Source organism: Edaphobacillus lindanitolerans (genome assembly GCF_900156305.1).
Lineage (GTDB): Bacteria > Bacillota > Bacilli > Bacillales_A > Planococcaceae > Bhargavaea > Bhargavaea lindanitolerans.
The window spans coordinates 211,234-227,927 of the sequence record NZ_FTPL01000002.1 but is presented as its reverse complement, the minus strand read 5'-3'; the positions used below and the strand labels follow the sequence as shown (position 1 = coordinate 227,927).

The window sequence follows — 16,694 nt, the reverse complement described above, 5'->3', positions numbered from 1 at the left end:
GAAAGTGAAACCTGAAGCTGTTTGTCTTCGTCTTAATAAGGGTATTCGGATATAAGCGCACTCCAGGAAAATTTAGAGAAACCCGCCATCATTCAGCATCCGGAAATTCCGGAGCATCATCCAGAAAGGGGTTAGACCAGCAGTGACACAACCAAAAAAGTCAAAGATACTGCCTTTGCTGCTTATCGCAGTAGTGGCGACTTGGCTGAAGACATATCTCACCTATAAGACGAGCTTCAACCTGAATATCGACAACCTGATGCAGGAACTGATCCTTTTCATCAACCCCCTCAGCTTTTTGCTGTTCATCTACGGCATTGCCTTCTTCATGAAGACATGGAAAGGGGCGTCCCGGTATCTGATCACCGTCAGCTCGATCCTGACCGTCATCCTGTACGGGAATGTCGTGTTTTACAGGTTCTACAATGACTTTATCACGTTGCCGGTGCTGTTCCAGACGAATAACTTCGGCGACCTCGGCTCTTCCGTTACATCGAGCCTGCGGATCCATGACCCGCTCTACTTTGCCGACATTTTCATCATCTGGCTGGCAGCCCGCAAACTGAAGGACAACGGGGAGTACCGGGTTGTCCGCCCGATGCTCCGCCGGATCTATTTCGTCGGGACTGCGGCGCTGCTCGTCCTGAACCTCGGCCTTGCCGAGACGGAACGGCCGCAGCTTCTCACCCGCAGCTTTGACCGCGAGCTCCTCGTGAAAAACCTGGGGACCTACAACTACCATCTCTACGATATTTACATCCAGTCCAAGTCCCATGCACAGCGGGCCCTTGCGGACGGCACCGAACTCGCGGAGATCGAGAACTACACCGCAGCGAATTACGCAAAACCGGACAAGGACATGTATGGCGTGGCGAAGGGACGCAACCTCATCGTCGTTTCCATGGAGTCGCTCCAGAACTTCCCGATCAACAATGAAATGAACGGCAACGTGGTGACGCCGTTCCTGAACAGCCTGACAAAGGACAAGGACACGTTCTACTTCCCAAACTTCTACCACCAGACCGGCCTCGGAAAAACGTCCGACTCCGAGTTCCTCTTTGAGAACTCCATGTATGGCCTCGGCGGGGGAGCCGTGTTCTTCACGCACGGCGGCAACACGTACAACTCGCTTGCCGAGAAGGTCGGCGAATACGGCTATTCTTCGAATGTCATGCATGCCAACGGCAAGAGCTTCTGGAACCGGGACATGATGTACAAAGCGCTCGGCATCGACAAGTTCTATGACATCGACAGCTATGAAGTCGGGGAAGGCCAGGCCGTGAACTGGGGCATGAAAGACATGCCGTTCTTCGAGCAGTCGGCTGCCCACCTCGGGCAGATCAAACAGCCGTTCTATGCCCGTCTCACGACACTGACCAACCACTATCCGTTCACGCTTGATGAGGAAGACAAATATATCCCTGAATACGATTCGAACTCGAAAACGCTGAACCACTACTTCCAGACCGTCCGGTACATGGACGAGTCGCTGAAACAGTTCTTCGATGATCTGAAGGAACAGGGCCTGTATGACAACTCGATCATCGTCATGTACGGAGACCACTACGGAATTTCGGAAAACCACAACAAAGCGATGAGCAAGTACATGGGCGAAGAAATCACGCCGCTCGTCTCGGCCGAACTGCAGAAGGTTCCGCTCTTCATCCACATCCCGGGCTACGGAAAGGGAGAGGAAGTCGACACGCTGGCCGGCCAGATCGACCTTCGTCCGACGGTGCTCCACCTCCTCGGGATGGACACGAAAAACGACATTCAATTCGGCACGGACATCTTCTCGCCGGAACATGATCAGTTTGTCGCATTCCGTGACGGCCGCTTCGTGGCGCCGGACCATATCTATGCGGGGGACACTTGCTACCGCACCGATACGAGGGAAGAAGACGAAAATGCTGAAGCCTGCCAGGACGGCATTGACAAGGCACGGGAGGACCTCATGTATTCGGACAAGGTCATCAACGGAGACCTGCTCCGCTTTTACGATGACGACCCGGAAACAGGAGAAACGAAACTCCAGGAATCCAAATGAACAAAAAACGGGGCGCCCGAAGCAGACGATGCTTCCCGGGCGCCCCGTTCTTTTTGGTTTGGAAAACAAGGCATAAAAAAGACCGGCACAGATTCTGTGCCGGTCTTTTTCTCAGTGCAGTTTTGGCGGGTAGCCTTGGAAGGCGATCGTCAGGACGACGAATGCTCCGAAGACGACGAATGAGACGAGATTGAAGATGATGCTCAGAACATTTCTTTGTTTGAAGCCCTGAACGGTGCCAACGGCTGCCAGAATGGCGATAAGGCCGAAAAAGACCATCAATAGGTTCATCGGTGACACTCCTTCCGACATGATTCATCATAATAAAATACCGCAATAAACTCCTCTTCTATTGTAATGTTTGGCCACCCGTTTGTCGAGGAATATTCGTGACGAATGTATGAACATGGAACGGCCTCCGGCATGCTACAATGGGGGCGGAGGTGTCGTCATGATCAAATTCCATGCATTGCCGCTCGGGCCCGTCCAGGCCAACTGCTATATCGCCGAAGGGGAAGGCGGGGACTGCCTCGTGTTCGATCCGGGCGGGGAACCGGACCGGCTCCGGGCAGAGCTCGGGAGGCTCGGACTCCGGCCGCTCGCCGTCTATCTGACCCATGCCCATTTCGACCATATAGGGGCGCTGGACGCGCTCCGTGCCGAATACGGGATGCCCGTCCATCTGCATGGGCAGGAGCGGGACTGGCTCTCTGAGCCGATGCTGAACGGCTCGGGCCGCTATCCGGCGCTGCCGCAGGTCCGGATCCCCGGACCCGACTTCCTGATCGAAAAAGAGGAAGAACGGTCGGAAGGTCCGTTCCGCTTCAGCATGCTGCATGTGCCGGGGCATTCCCCGGGCAGCGTGGCGTTCCATTTCCCGGCCGAGGGGGTCGTCGTGGCGGGGGACGCGCTGTTCCAGGGGAGCATCGGCAGGACCGACCTGCCCGGCGGCGACCATCCATTGCTCATCCGGTCCATCCACGACAAGCTGCTATCATTGCCCGAAGAGACGGTCGTCCTTCCGGGACACGGCGGTCCGACGACGATCGGCGACGAGATGGCCTCAAATCCGTTCCTGAACGGATTCGGCTGAGAGGAACGGAAAGAGGCAAACAAAAAACTGCAGGGGGAGGAGATGCTCCCGCCTGCAGTTTGTGGCCGCCGGCATGCCGGCGGTCTTTTATGTACCGTTTTTGGATCAGTGGCCTGCGCCGGGTACATGAATGAAGTTCGTATAATAGCTGAATCCGACCATAAAGACCATCAGATACGCCCCGAGGATGTACATATACATACGTTCTGTCAGGTTCATGTAACCAAGAAGAATGAAGAAGCCGGTGCTCGCCAGCATAAGCAGCGATGGCGTCATCATGCCGCCGACATAGAACATAACAGCAAAGATGCCTGTCCAGAAGCCCATGAGCTTGTACATATTATCCACGCGCGTTCCCTCCTTTATCAGCGGTGCAATAATCTCCTGTTCATTATATCGGTTTTCCCCCCGGGGTGCAAACTGAATCCGTTCCGTCTTTGTGACAAATGAATGGCTTCCCTTAAAGTTCGGAAATCCGATTTTGGGGCCATTCCGGATGCCGAATTTCAAATTCGGCATCAAGATTGGGTCCATTTTGCAAAGTTGCCGGGTTGACTACCCCGCGGGGCATCCGCCGCCTATACTCAAGATGACGGGGAAGAGCGGTCCTTCCTTGTCGGACAACCGTTCCGGGGAGGAGTGGGGATGGACAATTTCATTGAACAGAAGGCGAGGGAACTGCTCGGCAGTGCACTTGACGGAGGCGCCACGGATCTGCACCTGAACCCGTTTGACGGCGGGTATGAAGTCCAGCACCGGAAGGACCGCCGGATCATCACGGCTTCAGAAATACCGGAAGGGCTGGGGGAACGCATCATTTCGTTCTACAAATACTTATCCTCGCTCGATATCGGGGAGAGGAGGAAGCCGCAGAGCGGCGCATTCACGATGACATTCGGGCAGGATGACTATTCCTTCCGGATTTCGACGCTGCCTTCCGTGAACATGAGGGAAAGTGCGGCGGTCCGGTTCCAGCTGCAGGCCGCCGCCCTGCCGGTCCGGCGGCTGACGGGCGACCCGGAGAGCGCCCGGCTGCTCCAGGAAGCATCCGGCCTCCGTCAGGGGATGATCTTCTTCACGGGGCCGACCGGATGCGGAAAGACCACGACGATGTATGCGATCACGAGACATTGCGCGTCTGTGCTCAGCCGGCATGTGATCTCCCTTGAAGATCCGGTCGAGAGCACACAGCCTCACCTGCTTCAGGTGCAGGTGAATGAGCGGGCCGGGATCACTTACTCTGCTGGTCTCAAGGCGATTCTCCGGCATTCGCCGGATGTGATCATGATCGGCGAGATCCGGGACGCCGAGACGGCGAAGGTCGCCGTGCAGGCTGCACTGACCGGACACCTGGTCATGGCGACGGTCCACTCGAAAGACTCGGTCGGCAGCCTGTTCCGCATGATGGAGTTCGGCATCCAGCTGGAGGAACTGCGACAGACCGTCGAGATGATCTGTGCACAGCGGCTCGCCGGGAAAGAGAACGGCCGGCAGGCGATCTATGAAATCCTTCACGGCCGGCTCCTGGACGACGCATTCGGATCACTGAGGGAGAACCGGCCGTTCTCGGTGCCCCGGCATCTGTCTCTGGACTGGAAGGAGGCCGCCCTTGAACAGGGTCAGGAAACTTACAGCCGGAAGGCTCAAAACTAGAAGGCGGAAAAAGGGAATGAGGATTGCGCAGCCGGAACGGCTGCTTGAACGGACATCCGGACTCATGCTCGAAGGTTATACGTTCCATGACTCCGTCCGGATGCTGCTGCCGCATCACCTCGGGGAGCCTGGCCCGGCCCTCCGTCTCCTTGAACGGAATTTGAGATCCGGTCTCGGCCCGGTGGAAATCCTCGAGGGGGTCGGATTCAGCCGGACTTCACTCATGCCGGTCGGAATCGCAGTGGCTCACGGAAACCTGCCCGAGGCGCTCGGCGGGATGGCGGACAAGCTGAGAAGACGGGGAAAGACCATGGAAAAGCTTAAAAAGGCCACTTTGTATCCGGCCGTGCTGTTCGGCTTCGTCTCCGTCCTGTTCGTGCTGTTCCGCCTGTTGTTCATGCCGAACATGGAACGGCTGCTCGGGAGCCGGGGAGGAGGCGGCAGGGCCCTCCATCTGTCCGGCCTCCTGCTCAGATTGCCGGATCTTCTGATCGGGCTTCTGCTGCTTGCAGCGCTCGCGGCCGTTCCGGGTTACCTTTACTGGCGCCGCCAGCCGGCGAACAGGCGGCATGATCTGGCCATGAAGGTGCCGCTCGCCGCCAGATGGCAGCGGATGGCACATACCGCCGTGTTTTCGAGGGAGATGGGGACCCTGCTGCTCGGCGGAATCTCCCTGCAGCAGGCGCTGGCCATCATGACCGAGCAGTCTCCCGGTTCGATGCTGGAGTTTCTCGTGGAGCGCGTCCGCTCTGAGGTGATCCAGGGCCTGCCATTCCATGAAGCGGTCTCGCGCGGGGGCGGCTTTACGGGCGACTTTTCTTCATTCATCCGCCACGGGGAAGAGGGCGGACATCTTCCGAGAGAGCTGCTCATCTACGGAGAACTGCTCGACGACCAGATCGAGTCGGAGTCGGAACGGCTCATCTCCATCGTCCAGCCCGTCCTGTTTTCCATTCTCGCCGTCTGCATCCTCGGTGCCTACATGGCCCTGATGCTCCCGGTCTATAGCATGATCGATGTCCATTGAGAGGAGAAGAAGATGCTGAAACGATTGCTTGCAAGAGAAGACGGATTCACCCTGATTGAAATGATGATCGTCCTGCTCGTCATTTCGGTGCTCATCCTCATCGCCATCCCGAACGTGATGAAGCGCGCCGAGACCATTGACGACACAGGGTGCGAGGCGCTCGTGAAGATGGTGGAAGGCCAGGTGCAGGCCTACCGCCTGGAACTCAGAAAAACGCCGGCCAATGCGGGCGAGCTCATCGCCGCCGATTTCCTGGATGACAATCCGGATGCGCTGACCTGCTCGGACGGCCGAACATTGGCGGTGAACAATGGCAATGTCATCATCAACGCGGCGCCGTGACGCCGGATTCACGTTCACCGAAGTGCTGCTCGTCCTGCTCGTCGTAACGGCAGTCACTTCCGCCGTTGCCGCAGCGGCCGGCCGTCTGCCGCCTGCAGGAGATGCGACGATGTTTTTCGAGGAGCAGCTCAAGATGGATGTCCAGGCGGTCCAGGCGTACGCCATGGCCAACCGGGTCCGCGCACGCCTCGTCTTCAGCCGGGACCGGCAGGAATACACGGCAGCCGGTCCGGGCACGGAGATCGTGTTCAGGAGGAAACTCCCGGAAGGCGTGGGCGTGGCCGATTTCGGAACATTGAACTCCATTGAATTCAATCCCCACGGATCGATCGTCGCTTTCGGGAAGATGCACTTCAGCACGCCTTCGGGCCGGCGGACGATGATCGTCCATATCGGAAAGGGCCGGGTCTCCTTTGAGGGATGAAAACGGGTACTCCTGGCCCGAAGCGATGCTCAGCCTGCTCGTCGTGTCCGTGATCTGGCTGACGCTCGTTCCGCTGGCGGACCGGATGACGCTCAGGCTGGATGAGCGCCGGCTGTCGGCTCAGGCCGCCTCCGTCGCATCCGATGCAGTGGATGCATGGTCGGCCTACGGTGTAAGCGAGGGCACCCTGCAGATAGACGGCACGCACTTTGACTGGAGGATGGAGGGGGATGGGGTCTGTGTGTCCTATAAATCACTGTCCGGCTGGCAGGCGCTCTGCATCGGGCCCGAATAGCCGTGAAGGCGGCTACACGTTCATTGATGCGCTTCTGCAGCTCACGGTCTTCGCGGCTTTCTGCATGTTTTCACTTGCCTTCCTCACCTGGGCGGCACAGACTGCCGGCCGGATGACGGATGATTCGGCGGTGGAGTGGGAGCTGTTCAGAAGGGAACTGTCGGCCTATTTACAAAACGCCGACGGTGTCGACATCCTCGGCCTGGGAGAGGGCGTTTCCGTCCGCCGCGGCGGAAGCGTGACGGACATCGAGCGCTACGGGCAGCTCATCCGGAAGCGGGTGGACAACAGGGGGCATGAACAGATGTTGCTGAATGTGGAACGCATCTCCTTCAGCTTGGACGGTCACCTGCTGGTGCTCGAGGTCATGTTCCTGAACGGACGGGAAAGGAGGACGGCCCATACGATCACTTATGAGGACCCTGGACAATGAGTCGGGTGCTTCCTTGCCGGCCGCGCTGTTTCTTCTTCTCCTGGCCGCGGCCTTCTTCTTTTCGGCGACCGCGGCGTATGTGAGCCAGCTGCATGCATATACGTTGTTGGAATCGGTGTCCACTCGTGATACGATAATGAAAATCGAAACGGGTTCACGAGAATCGGATTCACGAGCAGGCAGGTGGGAAGATGAAGAAGGTGTATCTGATCGGATACATGGGATCCGGGAAATCGGCGATCGGCAGGAGGCTGAGCTACGCGCTCAAGATGCCGTACTACGACATGGACCGGGAGATCGAGCGGAAGATGGGGATGAAAATACCCGAGATTTTCGAAACATTCGGGGAAGAATACTTCCGGACCCTGGAGACGGAGTTCCTGCTCAACTTCCGTGATGAATGGTGCATCATCTCAACGGGAGGCGGGACGCCCATGAGGAAGGAGAACCGGGAGATCCTGAGGGCGACCGGGCTCGTCCTTTTCCTCAATGCGCCGTTTCATGAGATCTGGAGACGGATCCGGACCGACCGGAACCGGCCGATCGTCCAGCGGTCCACCCGAGAGGAGCTCCAGAAGCTCTATGCCGAGCGCAAGAAGGTCTATCGGCGGACCGCCCATATCTCGGTCAATACGGAAGGAAGGTCCCTGCGCCAGGCAACGGAATATGCCGCCCGGCAGGTGAGGCGTCTCAAAGGAAAGCAGCCGAATTGATTTCTGAGCAACATCCGAACGAAAAACCTGAATCCGGAGATTTCATTCGTTTATGAACCCGTCTTGAAAAAAGATTGCGCAATCTGCATATTCAATGTTAGGATATAGGCAAAGCGGCAGACGCTTTGAAGTAATCCGACAGTTGAATAAAGCGGCGCTTTGCGCCGGGCGGATGATTGTACGGGGAGAGAACGCGAATGCGTCGCCGAAGGAGCAAATAACAGCTGTTATGAATCTCTCAGGCAAAAAGACTCGTACAGGACGCATCTCTGGAGAGCGCCGGACAGGCCGGCCACCAACGAGGAAAACCGATCAGGAAAACTTTCAGGTGACAGGACAGAGGACCCGAAACAAGGGGCCTCTGTCTTTTTTTATCTGGAAAAAGGGAGGAAAACGGAGTGACCGAAAAGATGTTGCTGCGCACCCCGCTGTTTGATCTGTATTCAGCGCACGGGGCAAAAACGATCGATTTTGGCGGATGGGACCTGCCCGTCCAATTTTCCGGCATCAAGGCGGAACACGAGGCGGTCCGCAACCGCGCCGGGCTTTTTGACGTCTCGCACATGGGCGAAGTGCTCGTGGAAGGGCCGGACAGCACGTCGTTCCTTCAAAAGCTCGTCACCAACGATGTTTCCAAGCTGACGGAAGGACGTGCCCAGTACACCGTCATGTGCAACGAGCAAGGCGGGACTGTGGATGACCTGCTCATCTATAAGATGTCGGACCGCAAATACTTCGTGGTCGTCAATGCGGCCAACACGGAGAAGGACGTCCGCTGGATGAAGGAACACGCGGAAGGTGACGTCACCGTCACCGACGTCTCTTCTGACTATGCGCTGCTCGCACTCCAGGGGCCGCTCGCGGAAAAAATCCTTTCCGCGCTCACGGACGAACCGCTGGAAGAGATCAAATTCTTCCGGTTCCGCGAAGGCGTCGACATCGCCGGGCGCAACGTGCTCATTTCGCGCACGGGCTACACCGGTGAGGACGGGTTTGAAATCTACGCAAGCCCGGAAGACGCCCGCGCGCTCTGGGAGGAGATCCTCCGCGCCGGAGAGTCCGACGGCCTCGTGCCGGCCGGCCTCGGCGCACGCGATACGCTCCGCTTTGAAGCGGGCCTCCCGCTGTACGGCCAGGAGCTGTCCGATTCGATCTCCCCTCTGGAAGCTGGCCTCGGATTTGTCGTGAAGCTCGGCAAGGAAGAAGCCTTCATCGGCAAGGCTGCGCTCGCCCATCAGAAAGAGGAAGGCGTGCCGCGCAAGCTCGTCGGCCTGGAAATGATCGACAAGGGAATCCCGCGCACCGGCTATGCCGTCTACCGGGGAGAGGAAAAGGTCGGGGAAGTCACGACCGGCACCCAGTCCCCGACACTTGGAAAGAACATCGGAAATGCGCTCATCCTGACCGAATTCGCGATTCCGGGCGAAGAGCTTGAAGTGGAAGTGAGAAAGCGCCGCCTGAAGGCGAAAATTGTGGAAACCCCGTTCTACAAGCGTTCGAAATCCTAATGAAGAGAGGTCCAGATCCTATGAAGCACCGCTATCTGCCGATGACCGAAACTGATAAGAAGGAAATGCTTGGCACGATCGGCATCGAATCGATTGATGAACTGTTTGCCGACATCCCGGAGAAAGTCCGCTTCCAGCGCGACTATGACATCAAACCGGCCCTTTCGGAAACCGACCTGCTCAAGGAAATGACCGCACTTGCGGCCCAAAATGCGGACAGCCGCTCCCATGCATCTTTCATCGGCGCGGGCGTCTATGACCACTACAAGCCGGTCATCGTCGATCATGTCATCTCCCGTTCCGAGTTTTACACGGCCTACACGCCCTACCAGCCGGAACTGTCGCAAGGCGAACTCCAGGCGATCTTTGAATTCCAGACGATGATCTGCGAACTGACCGGCATGGCGATCGCGAACTCGTCGATGTACGACGGGGGAACATCCCTTGCCGAGGCAGGCACGCTTGCCGCCGGCCACACACGCCGCAAAAAGCTGCTCATCTCCGAAGCCGTGCATCCCGAATACCGCGACGTCGTCCGCACCTATGCGGCGGGCCAGTCGATTGAGGTCGTTGACATCCCGCTCAAAGACGGAAAGACCGACGAGGACGCTCTGGCGTCCATGATTGACGGCGATACGGCTGCAGTCATGGTCCAGTACCCGAACTTCTTCGGCCAGATCGAAGATATCGGCCGGTTCGCCGATATGGCGCATGAGCACAAGGCGCTGTTCGTCGTGTCCGCCAACCCGCTTGCACTCGCCGTCCTTACACCGCCGGGCAAACTCGGCGCCGACATCACGGTCGGGGATGCCCAGCCGTTCGGCATACCGGAATCGTTCGGCGGCCCGCACTGCGGCTACTTTGCCGTGACCGAGAAACTGATGAGGAAAGTCCCGGGCCGGCTCGTCGGCGAAACGACCGATGAGGAAGGCCGCCGCGGCTACGTGCTCACCCTGCAGGCGCGCGAGCAGCACATTCGCCGCGAAAAAGCGACTTCGAACATCTGCTCGAACCAGGCGCTCAACGCATTGGCCGCTTCCGTGGCCATGACCGCGCTCGGCCGCCAGGGGGTCCGTGAGATGGCGATCCAGAACATCTCGAAAACCCGTTACGCGATCGAAGCATTCAAGAATGCCGGGTTCGATGTGAAATTCAAAGGCCCGAGCTTCAATGAATTTGTCGTGGACTTCAAGGAACCGGTCGGACAGGTCAACAGGCGACTTCTCGACTCGGGCATCATCGGCGGCTATGACCTCGGACTCACTTATCCTGAGCTCCAGGGTCATGCGCTCATCGCCGTGACCGAGAAGCGGACGAAAGAAGAAATCGATGCATTTGTGCAGGAAATGGAGGCCATCCATGCATAACGAAAATCAGCCGCTCATTTTTGAAATCAGCAAAGAAGGCCGGATCGGCTACAGCCTTCCGGAACTGGACGTGCCGGAGGCGGATCTTTCGTCCGCCATCCCGGCCGGACTGCTCCGGGAAGAGCCGGCCGCGCTTCCTGAAGTATCGGAACTGGACATCATGCGCCACTACACGGCGCTGTCCAACCGGAACCACGGAATTGATTCCGGATTCTATCCGCTCGGCTCCTGCACGATGAAATACAATCCGAAGATCAATGAATCGGTCGCCCGCCTATCGGGCTTCGCCGACATCCATCCGCTTCAGGATGAGTCGTCGGTCCAGGGTGCCATGGCACTCATGCATGATCTCCAGGAGCATCTCGTGGAGATCACGGGCATGGACGAAGTGACACTCCAGTCCGCGGCCGGCGCGCACGGTGAATGGACGGCGCTCATGATGATCCGGGCGTTCCATGAGTCCAACGGCGACCACCAGCGCACGAAGGTCATCGTCCCGGACACCGCGCACGGCACGAACCCCGCATCCGCCTCGGTTGCCGGCTTCGATACGGTCACGGTCAAATCCGGGGAGGACGGCCTTGTCGACCTCGATGACCTCCGCAGAGTGGCGGGCGAGGATACGGCCGCGCTCATGCTGACGAACCCGAACACGCTCGGCCTGTTCGAGGAGCACATCCTGGAGATGGCAGAAATCATCCACGGCGTCGGCGGGAAGCTCTATTATGACGGGGCCAACCTGAACGCGGTCATGTCCAAGGCGCGTCCGGGGGACATGGGCTTTGATGCCGTCCACCTGAACCTGCACAAGACATTCACCGGCCCTCACGGCGGCGGCGGCCCGGGTTCCGGCCCGGTCGGCGTGAAGAAGGAACTCGTTCCGTTCCTGCCGAAGCCGCTCCTCGTGAAGAAGGAAGACCTCTATACGTTCGACTATGACCGTCCGCAGGCGATCGGCCGCGTCAAGCCGTTCTACGGCAACTTCGGCATCAACGTCCGCGCGTATTCGTACATCCGGTCGATGGGTGCGGAAGGCCTGAAGCTCGTTTCCGAATATGCCGTGCTGAATGCGAACTACATGATGCGCAGGCTCGCGCCGTACTATGACACGCCGTACGAGCAGCACTGCAAGCATGAATTCGTCCTGAGCGGCCGCCGCCAGAAGAAACTCGGCGTCCGCACGCTCGACATCGCGAAACGCCTGCTGGACTTCGGATTCCACCCGCCGACCGTCTACTTCCCGCTCAATGTCGAGGAAGGGATGATGATCGAACCGACCGAAACGGAGTCCAAGGAGACCCTCGACGCCTTCATCGACGCGATGATCCAGATCGCCAAGGAAGTCGAGGAAACGCCGGAAGTCGTCCAGGAAGCGCCGCACACCACGGTCGTCAGCCGTCTGGATGAAACGAAGGCAGCCCGGAAGCCCGTCTTGAAATACGTTCCAAAAGAGCAATCCGAACCGGTTGCGGTGAACTGAATCAGCACTTGAAAGAAGCCTGCAGGCGATCTGCCTGCAGGCTTTTTGCGTTGGAACGGAATGCCGGACCGGAGGGGGCTTGCCCGTTGGCTGCGGCATGAAAAAAGCCGTGCAGGGAGAGATCCTCCTGCACGGCTTTTCCGTCATTCATTTCGATTTGACCTTGCCGGTCCATTGGCGGAATCCGCCTTTGAGCATATAGAGCTCGGTGCATCCGTGCTTTTTCAGGAACAATGCCGCACGGCCGCTCCGGGAGCCGTTCTGGTCATACAGATAGACAGGCTTGTCCGGGCGGATTTCCTTGCTCCGCTGGCGGAACTGGGTGAGCGGGATGTTCCGCGCACCGAGGATGTGCCCCGCATCGAAATCCTTCGGTTCCCGGACGTCGATGAGCTGGGCCTTCCGGTAGCCCGCGATGAATTCCTCCTGGGTGAGCGTGGACACCGCTCCGCGTGTTCTCAAAACAGTGACGAGCATATAGACGATCAGCGCAAACAGGATCGCCGCAATCAAATACAGTGAAGTCACAGCCGTTTTCCCCTTTCTCTCTTCAGAACGATTATAAAAGAAGTGGCGCATTCCGTCCATGCCCGCAAAATTTATTCACCGGATGGGCAAAAAATCGGCGCCGAATTATGATAAACTGGAACCATTGTGTTTCCGAAAGGAGATGTGGACAATGACAGAAAAGTGGCTGTTCATCAATTCCGGACCGAAGAGCCCTTCATACAATATGGCGCTCGACGAAGCGCTGCTCGACCTTCACAGCCGGGGGGAAATCCCTCCGGTCATCCGTTTTTATGAATGGAATCCGCCGACCTTGTCGATCGGCTATTTTCAGGAAGCCGAGAAGGCGGTGGACCTGGATCAGGTCCGCAGGCAGGGGCTCGGATTCGTCCGCCGTCCGACAGGCGGCAGGGCCGTCCTGCATGACCGGGAGCTCACCTACAGCGTCATCGTCTCGGAATCCCATCCGGACATGCCGGAAACCGTGACGGAAGCCTACCGGGTGATCAGCGCCGGGCTGCTCCACGGCTTCAGGAATCTCGGACTGGACGCGGAATTGTCCGTCCCCGCGGGCAGGGAAGAACGGGAGACGCTGAGAAAGCCGAAGAGCGCGGTCTGCTTTGATGCACCGAGCTGGTATGAACTGGTCGTCGGCGGCAGGAAAGCGGCCGGCAGCGCCCAGACCCGGCAGAAGGGGGTCATCCTCCAGCACGGGGCGATCCCGGTCGGCATGGACCTGGACAAGCTCGTGTCGGTGTTCCGGTTTTCGTCGGAAGAGCGCCGTTCAGAGATGAAGCGCAAGCTGGAAGGGAAAGCCGTGTCGATCGAGGGACTGCTCGGACGCACGGTCTCAATGGCCGACTGTGCGGAAGCTTTCCGGGAAGGATTCCGCGAAGGGCTCGGCATCGATCTCGTCAATTTTGAACCGACGGAGGAGCAGCTGGCACTCGTCCGGAAACTTGAGGAAGAAAAGTATGCTTCGGACCTATGGAATTTCAGAAAGTGAATCGGGCCTTTCGGCTCATTTTTGTTCCCCTTGTTTTTTCCATTCTCTCATGAATGCATGTGCCGCAAAGGGCTCCGCTGCATCGCAAAATGTCAAGCCCGAATTTCGATTCTTGTACCTGAGTTTCAATATGTAGTAGAGTTGGGAAGTACATAAGCACAACATGTTGTATCCAAACAGAAAAAGACAATAGGAGGTCATTTTATGGTCATCGCCTCTCAGCAGAACCCGCCGGTCCTGGACAAGCAGAAACTGAACGCAGACATCTCGCTGTTCCCTCAGGTACATCCGGTGACGGAAGATATGAAAATCACCCACAAAGGGGTTTCAAGGCTGGTCATGATCGACCGGTATTCGTTCAAGGACATGGAGAAGAAGACATTGGACAAAGGGGACTTTGTCGTCCTCACGGTCAAGGAGGATCCGAAGTTCCCGGCACGCGGGCTCGGCTACATCCTTTCCGTCGACAGGGAAGCCGGACGGGCGGACATCTGGATCGAACCGGAATACCGCACCGCCATCGACAATCCCGCCGAACAGGAGAAAGGCATCGTCTCCCGTCCGCTCGAAGTGATCGAGAAGCCGCTTGAGGTGTACTACGAGCAGATCGCCCTCCGAAACGCGACTGGCCTGGCGTCCGTCGAACAGGACGAAGAGAAGCGCAAGGAGTCGTTTGACCGCTTCTACCGCGAGCTCGTCTCGCTGAACTTCATCCCTGCCGGCCGGGTCCTCTACGGAGCGGGCGCCGACACGGACGTCACTTACTTCAACTGCTACGTCATGCCGTTTGTGCCGGATTCCCGGGAAGGCATCTCCGACCACCGCAAACAGGTCATGGAAATCATGAGCCGGGGCGGCGGGGTCGGCACGAACGGATCGACGCTGCGGCCGCGCAACACACTGGCACGAGGCGTCAACGGGAAATCGTCGGGCTCCGTCTCGTGGCTCGATGACATTGCCAAGCTGACCCACCTCGTGGAGCAGGGCGGATCGCGCCGCGGCGCACAGATGATCATGCTGGCCGACTGGCATCCGGATATTGCGGAATTCATCATCTCCAAGATGCAGAACCCGCGGATCCTGCGCTATCTTGTCGAAAACACGAACGACGAACACATCCGGAAGCTGGCGAACGAGAAGCTGAAGTTCAAGCCGTTCACCCAGCAGGAAGAAGCGATGTACCAGGGGATCATCAACTACAAGAACATCCCGGGGCACGGCGGCTTCAATGAAGGCATCTTCCGGGATGCCGAGCAGAAACTGCGGGACGGCGGCACTTATTCCGTGCACAATCCCGAATTCCTCACGGGCGCGAACATTTCGGTGACCCTGACCGATGACTTCATGAAAGCGGTCGAGGAGGACGGGGACCACCTGCTCCGCTTCCCTTACGTCGAGCAGTACACGCCGGAAGAGATGGCGGTGTACAACGAGGAGTGGCACCAGAGCGGGGATGTGCGGGACTGGGAGAAGCGCGGATTCTCCGTCCGGACATACCGGACGATGAAGGCCCGTGATCTCTGGAACCTGATCAACATCTGTGCGACGTACTCCGCAGAGCCGGGGATCTTCTTCATCGACAATGCAAATTCGATGACGAATGCGAAAGCCTACGGACAGCAGGTCGTTGCGACGAACCCTTGCGGGGAGCAGCCGCTCGCACCGTACTCGGTGTGCAACCTGGCTGCCGTCAACCTCGCCGAGATGGCGGACCGGGACACGATGGAAGTCGACTTCGAAAAGCTGGAGCAGACGGTCCGGACCGGCGTCCGCATGCAGGACAATGTCATCGACGCCACGCCGTACTTCCTGGAGGAAAACGAAAAACAGGCGCTCGGCGAACGGCGGATCGGCCTCGGCGTGATGGGGCTTGCCGACCTGCTCATCTATTGCGGCAAACGATACGGTTCCGACGAGGGCAACCAGCTCGTGGACGACGTGTTCCGCACGATCGCAACGACGGCCTACCGCGAATCGATCGAACTGGCGAAGGAAAAGGGCAGCTTCCCGTTCCTCGTCGGAGAGACCGACAAAGAGACGATGGAGCTGCGCGAGCGCTTCATCAACACCGGCTTCATGAAGAAGATGCCGGAGGACATCCGCAGCGGCGTCCTGGAGCACGGCATCCGCAACTCGCACCTGCTGACCGTTGCGCCGACCGGCAGCACCGGAACGATGGTCGGTGTCAGCACGGGTCTTGAGCCTTACTTCTCATTCACCTACTACCGCAGCGGCCGGCTCGGCAAATTCATCGAAGTGAAGGCGGAAATCGTCGAGGAATACCTCGCGAATCATCCGGAAGCCGATCCGGACAACCTGCCGGACTGGTTCGCAACATCGATGGATCTGACGCCGGAAGAACATGCGGACGTCCAGTGCGTCATCCAGCGCTGGATCGACAGCTCGATCTCCAAGACGGTGAATGCGCCGAAGGGCTACAGCGTCGAACAGGTGGAGAGCGTCTACGAACGTCTTTACCGCGGCGGTGCGAAAGGCGGCACGGTCTATGTGGACGGATCGCGCGATTCCCAGGTCCTGACGCTCAAGGCGGAAGAGAATGACATGGATGAACGGATCGAGGAGAAAGTGGAAGAGAAGCGCCCGGTCGTCCTCGTTGACACGATCCAGGATCTCCGTTCGACGAACGTGACGATCGGTTCCGAGATCGGCAACACCTGCCCGGTCTGCCGGAAAGGCACCGTGGAAGAACTCGGCGGCTGCAATTCCTGCACGAACTGCGGCGCCCAGCTGAAATGCGGTCTCTGAACCGTACAGATCTCATCCTATAAATAGACGAAG

At 58.3% G+C, this 16,694-nt stretch carries 18 protein-coding genes and 1 riboswitch; of the genes, 14 read left to right on the top strand and 4 right to left on the bottom strand.

Annotation, left to right across the window (positions count from 1 at the left end):
* Positions 1 to 142: 142 nt before the first annotated feature.
* Positions 143 to 2,047 carry an LTA synthase family protein gene (locus tag B0B07_RS07205; protein ID WP_076757725.1) on the top strand — a complete coding sequence of 635 codons (1,905 nt, stop codon included), beginning with the start codon at positions 143 to 145 and terminating at the stop codon, positions 2,045 to 2,047.
* A 111-nt stretch (positions 2,048 to 2,158) separates the two neighbouring features.
* Here the strand turns inward: B0B07_RS07205 and B0B07_RS07200 are convergent, their stop codons facing one another.
* Positions 2,159 to 2,338 carry a DUF2759 family protein gene (locus B0B07_RS07200; RefSeq protein WP_076758382.1) on the bottom strand — a complete coding sequence of 60 codons (180 nt, stop codon included), beginning with the start codon at positions 2,336 to 2,338 and terminating at the stop codon, positions 2,159 to 2,161.
* Positions 2,339 to 2,498: 160 nt separating this feature from the next.
* Between B0B07_RS07200 and B0B07_RS07195 the strand changes: the two genes are divergently transcribed.
* Positions 2,499 to 3,140 (top strand): MBL fold metallo-hydrolase, encoded by a 642-nt coding sequence (locus tag B0B07_RS07195; RefSeq protein WP_076757724.1) that lies wholly within the window; start codon positions 2,499 to 2,501, stop codon positions 3,138 to 3,140.
* Positions 3,141 to 3,245: 105 nt separating this feature from the next.
* On the opposite strand, the gene B0B07_RS07190 is transcribed toward B0B07_RS07195, so the two are convergent.
* Complete coding sequence (locus B0B07_RS07190; protein ID WP_373604626.1) at positions 3,246 to 3,479, bottom strand: DUF2626 family protein; 234 nt, start codon at positions 3,477 to 3,479, stop codon at positions 3,246 to 3,248.
* 306 nt (positions 3,480 to 3,785) lie between these two features.
* Here B0B07_RS07190 and comGA point away from each other — a divergent pair, with 306 nt between their 5' ends.
* From comGA to gcvPB, 10 genes are all read left to right on the top strand, one after another.
* Positions 3,786 to 4,793 (top strand): competence type IV pilus ATPase ComGA, encoded by a 1,008-nt coding sequence (gene comGA / locus B0B07_RS07185; protein ID WP_076757723.1) that lies wholly within the window; start codon positions 3,786 to 3,788, stop codon positions 4,791 to 4,793.
* 16 nt (positions 4,794 to 4,809) lie between these two features.
* A complete protein-coding gene (gene comGB, locus B0B07_RS07180; RefSeq protein WP_076757722.1) occupies positions 4,810 to 5,820 on the top strand; it encodes a competence type IV pilus assembly protein ComGB in 1,011 nt (336 codons plus the stop codon).
* 12 nt (positions 5,821 to 5,832) lie between these two features.
* A complete protein-coding gene (gene comGC / locus B0B07_RS07175) occupies positions 5,833 to 6,162 on the top strand; it encodes a competence type IV pilus major pilin ComGC (RefSeq protein ID WP_076757721.1) in 330 nt (109 codons plus the stop codon).
* Entirely contained in the window at positions 6,137 to 6,586 is a 450-nt protein-coding gene (locus B0B07_RS07170) for a hypothetical protein (RefSeq protein ID WP_076757720.1), read from the top strand. The genes comGC and B0B07_RS07170 overlap by 26 nt, the downstream gene beginning before the upstream one ends.
* Positions 6,576 to 6,881 carry a hypothetical protein gene (locus tag B0B07_RS07165; RefSeq protein ID WP_076757719.1) on the top strand — a complete coding sequence of 102 codons (306 nt, stop codon included), beginning with the start codon at positions 6,576 to 6,578 and terminating at the stop codon, positions 6,879 to 6,881. The genes B0B07_RS07170 and B0B07_RS07165 overlap by 11 nt, the downstream gene beginning before the upstream one ends.
* Positions 6,826 to 7,314 carry a competence type IV pilus minor pilin ComGF gene (gene comGF, locus B0B07_RS07160; protein WP_159438429.1) on the top strand — a complete coding sequence of 163 codons (489 nt, stop codon included), beginning with the start codon at positions 6,826 to 6,828 and terminating at the stop codon, positions 7,312 to 7,314. Before B0B07_RS07165 ends, comGF begins: the two co-directional genes overlap by 56 nt.
* Before the next feature lie 191 nt (positions 7,315 to 7,505).
* Complete coding sequence (locus B0B07_RS07155; RefSeq protein WP_076757717.1) at positions 7,506 to 8,027, top strand: shikimate kinase; 522 nt, start codon at positions 7,506 to 7,508, stop codon at positions 8,025 to 8,027.
* Positions 8,028 to 8,199: 172 nt separating this feature from the next.
* Positions 8,200 to 8,291, top strand: a riboswitch (glycine riboswitch).
* Positions 8,292 to 8,437: 146 nt separating this feature from the next.
* Positions 8,438 to 9,535 (top strand): glycine cleavage system aminomethyltransferase GcvT, encoded by a 1,098-nt coding sequence (gcvT, locus tag B0B07_RS07150; protein ID WP_076758379.1) that lies wholly within the window; start codon positions 8,438 to 8,440, stop codon positions 9,533 to 9,535.
* A gap of 20 nt (positions 9,536 to 9,555) precedes the next feature.
* Complete coding sequence (gene gcvPA, locus B0B07_RS07145) at positions 9,556 to 10,902, top strand: aminomethyl-transferring glycine dehydrogenase subunit GcvPA (RefSeq protein ID WP_076757716.1); 1,347 nt, start codon at positions 9,556 to 9,558, stop codon at positions 10,900 to 10,902.
* Positions 10,895 to 12,382 (top strand): aminomethyl-transferring glycine dehydrogenase subunit GcvPB, encoded by a 1,488-nt coding sequence (gcvPB, locus tag B0B07_RS07140; protein WP_076757715.1) that lies wholly within the window; start codon positions 10,895 to 10,897, stop codon positions 12,380 to 12,382. Before gcvPA ends, gcvPB begins: the two co-directional genes overlap by 8 nt.
* A gap of 1 nt (position 12,383) precedes the next feature.
* Here the strand turns inward: gcvPB and B0B07_RS15245 are convergent, their stop codons facing one another.
* The gene (locus B0B07_RS15245) at positions 12,384 to 12,557 is read right to left on the bottom strand and encodes a hypothetical protein (RefSeq protein WP_159438428.1); all 174 of its coding nucleotides are present in this window, start codon (positions 12,555 to 12,557) and stop codon (positions 12,384 to 12,386) included.
* Complete coding sequence (locus tag B0B07_RS07135) at positions 12,530 to 12,910, bottom strand: rhodanese-like domain-containing protein (RefSeq protein WP_076757714.1); 381 nt, start codon at positions 12,908 to 12,910, stop codon at positions 12,530 to 12,532. The genes B0B07_RS15245 and B0B07_RS07135 overlap by 28 nt, the downstream gene beginning before the upstream one ends.
* Before the next feature lie 151 nt (positions 12,911 to 13,061).
* Here B0B07_RS07135 and B0B07_RS07130 point away from each other — a divergent pair, with 151 nt between their 5' ends.
* The gene (locus B0B07_RS07130; protein WP_076757713.1) at positions 13,062 to 13,895 is read left to right on the top strand and encodes a lipoate--protein ligase family protein; all 834 of its coding nucleotides are present in this window, start codon (positions 13,062 to 13,064) and stop codon (positions 13,893 to 13,895) included.
* 204 nt (positions 13,896 to 14,099) lie between these two features.
* Positions 14,100 to 16,661 carry a vitamin B12-dependent ribonucleotide reductase gene (locus tag B0B07_RS07125; protein WP_076757712.1) on the top strand — a complete coding sequence of 854 codons (2,562 nt, stop codon included), beginning with the start codon at positions 14,100 to 14,102 and terminating at the stop codon, positions 16,659 to 16,661.
* Positions 16,662 to 16,694: the final 33 nt, after the last annotated feature.

Coding starts and splice junctions, on each gene's coding strand:
- B0B07_RS07200 (WP_076758382.1), bottom strand. CDS start 2,338: ATGAACCTATTGATGGTCTTTTTCGGCCTTATCGCCATTCTGGCAGCC.
- B0B07_RS07195 (WP_076757724.1), top strand. CDS start 2,499: ATGATCAAATTCCATGCATTGCCGCTCGGGCCCGTCCAGGCCAACTGC.
- B0B07_RS07190 (WP_373604626.1), bottom strand. CDS start 3,479: ATGTACAAGCTCATGGGCTTCTGGACAGGCATCTTTGCTGTTATGTTC.
- comGA (WP_076757723.1), top strand. CDS start 3,786: ATGGACAATTTCATTGAACAGAAGGCGAGGGAACTGCTCGGCAGTGCA.
- comGB (WP_076757722.1), top strand. CDS start 4,810: ATGAGGATTGCGCAGCCGGAACGGCTGCTTGAACGGACATCCGGACTC.
- comGC (WP_076757721.1), top strand. CDS start 5,833: ATGCTGAAACGATTGCTTGCAAGAGAAGACGGATTCACCCTGATTGAA.
- B0B07_RS07170 (WP_076757720.1), top strand. CDS start 6,137: ATGTCATCATCAACGCGGCGCCGTGACGCCGGATTCACGTTCACCGAA.
- B0B07_RS07155 (WP_076757717.1), top strand. CDS start 7,506: ATGAAGAAGGTGTATCTGATCGGATACATGGGATCCGGGAAATCGGCG.
- gcvT (WP_076758379.1), top strand. CDS start 8,438: ATGTTGCTGCGCACCCCGCTGTTTGATCTGTATTCAGCGCACGGGGCA.
- gcvPA (WP_076757716.1), top strand. CDS start 9,556: ATGAAGCACCGCTATCTGCCGATGACCGAAACTGATAAGAAGGAAATG.
- gcvPB (WP_076757715.1), top strand. CDS start 10,895: ATGCATAACGAAAATCAGCCGCTCATTTTTGAAATCAGCAAAGAAGGC.
- B0B07_RS15245 (WP_159438428.1), bottom strand. CDS start 12,557: ATGGACCGGCAAGGTCAAATCGAAATGAATGACGGAAAAGCCGTGCAG.
- B0B07_RS07130 (WP_076757713.1), top strand. CDS start 13,062: ATGACAGAAAAGTGGCTGTTCATCAATTCCGGACCGAAGAGCCCTTCA.
- B0B07_RS07125 (WP_076757712.1), top strand. CDS start 14,100: ATGGTCATCGCCTCTCAGCAGAACCCGCCGGTCCTGGACAAGCAGAAA.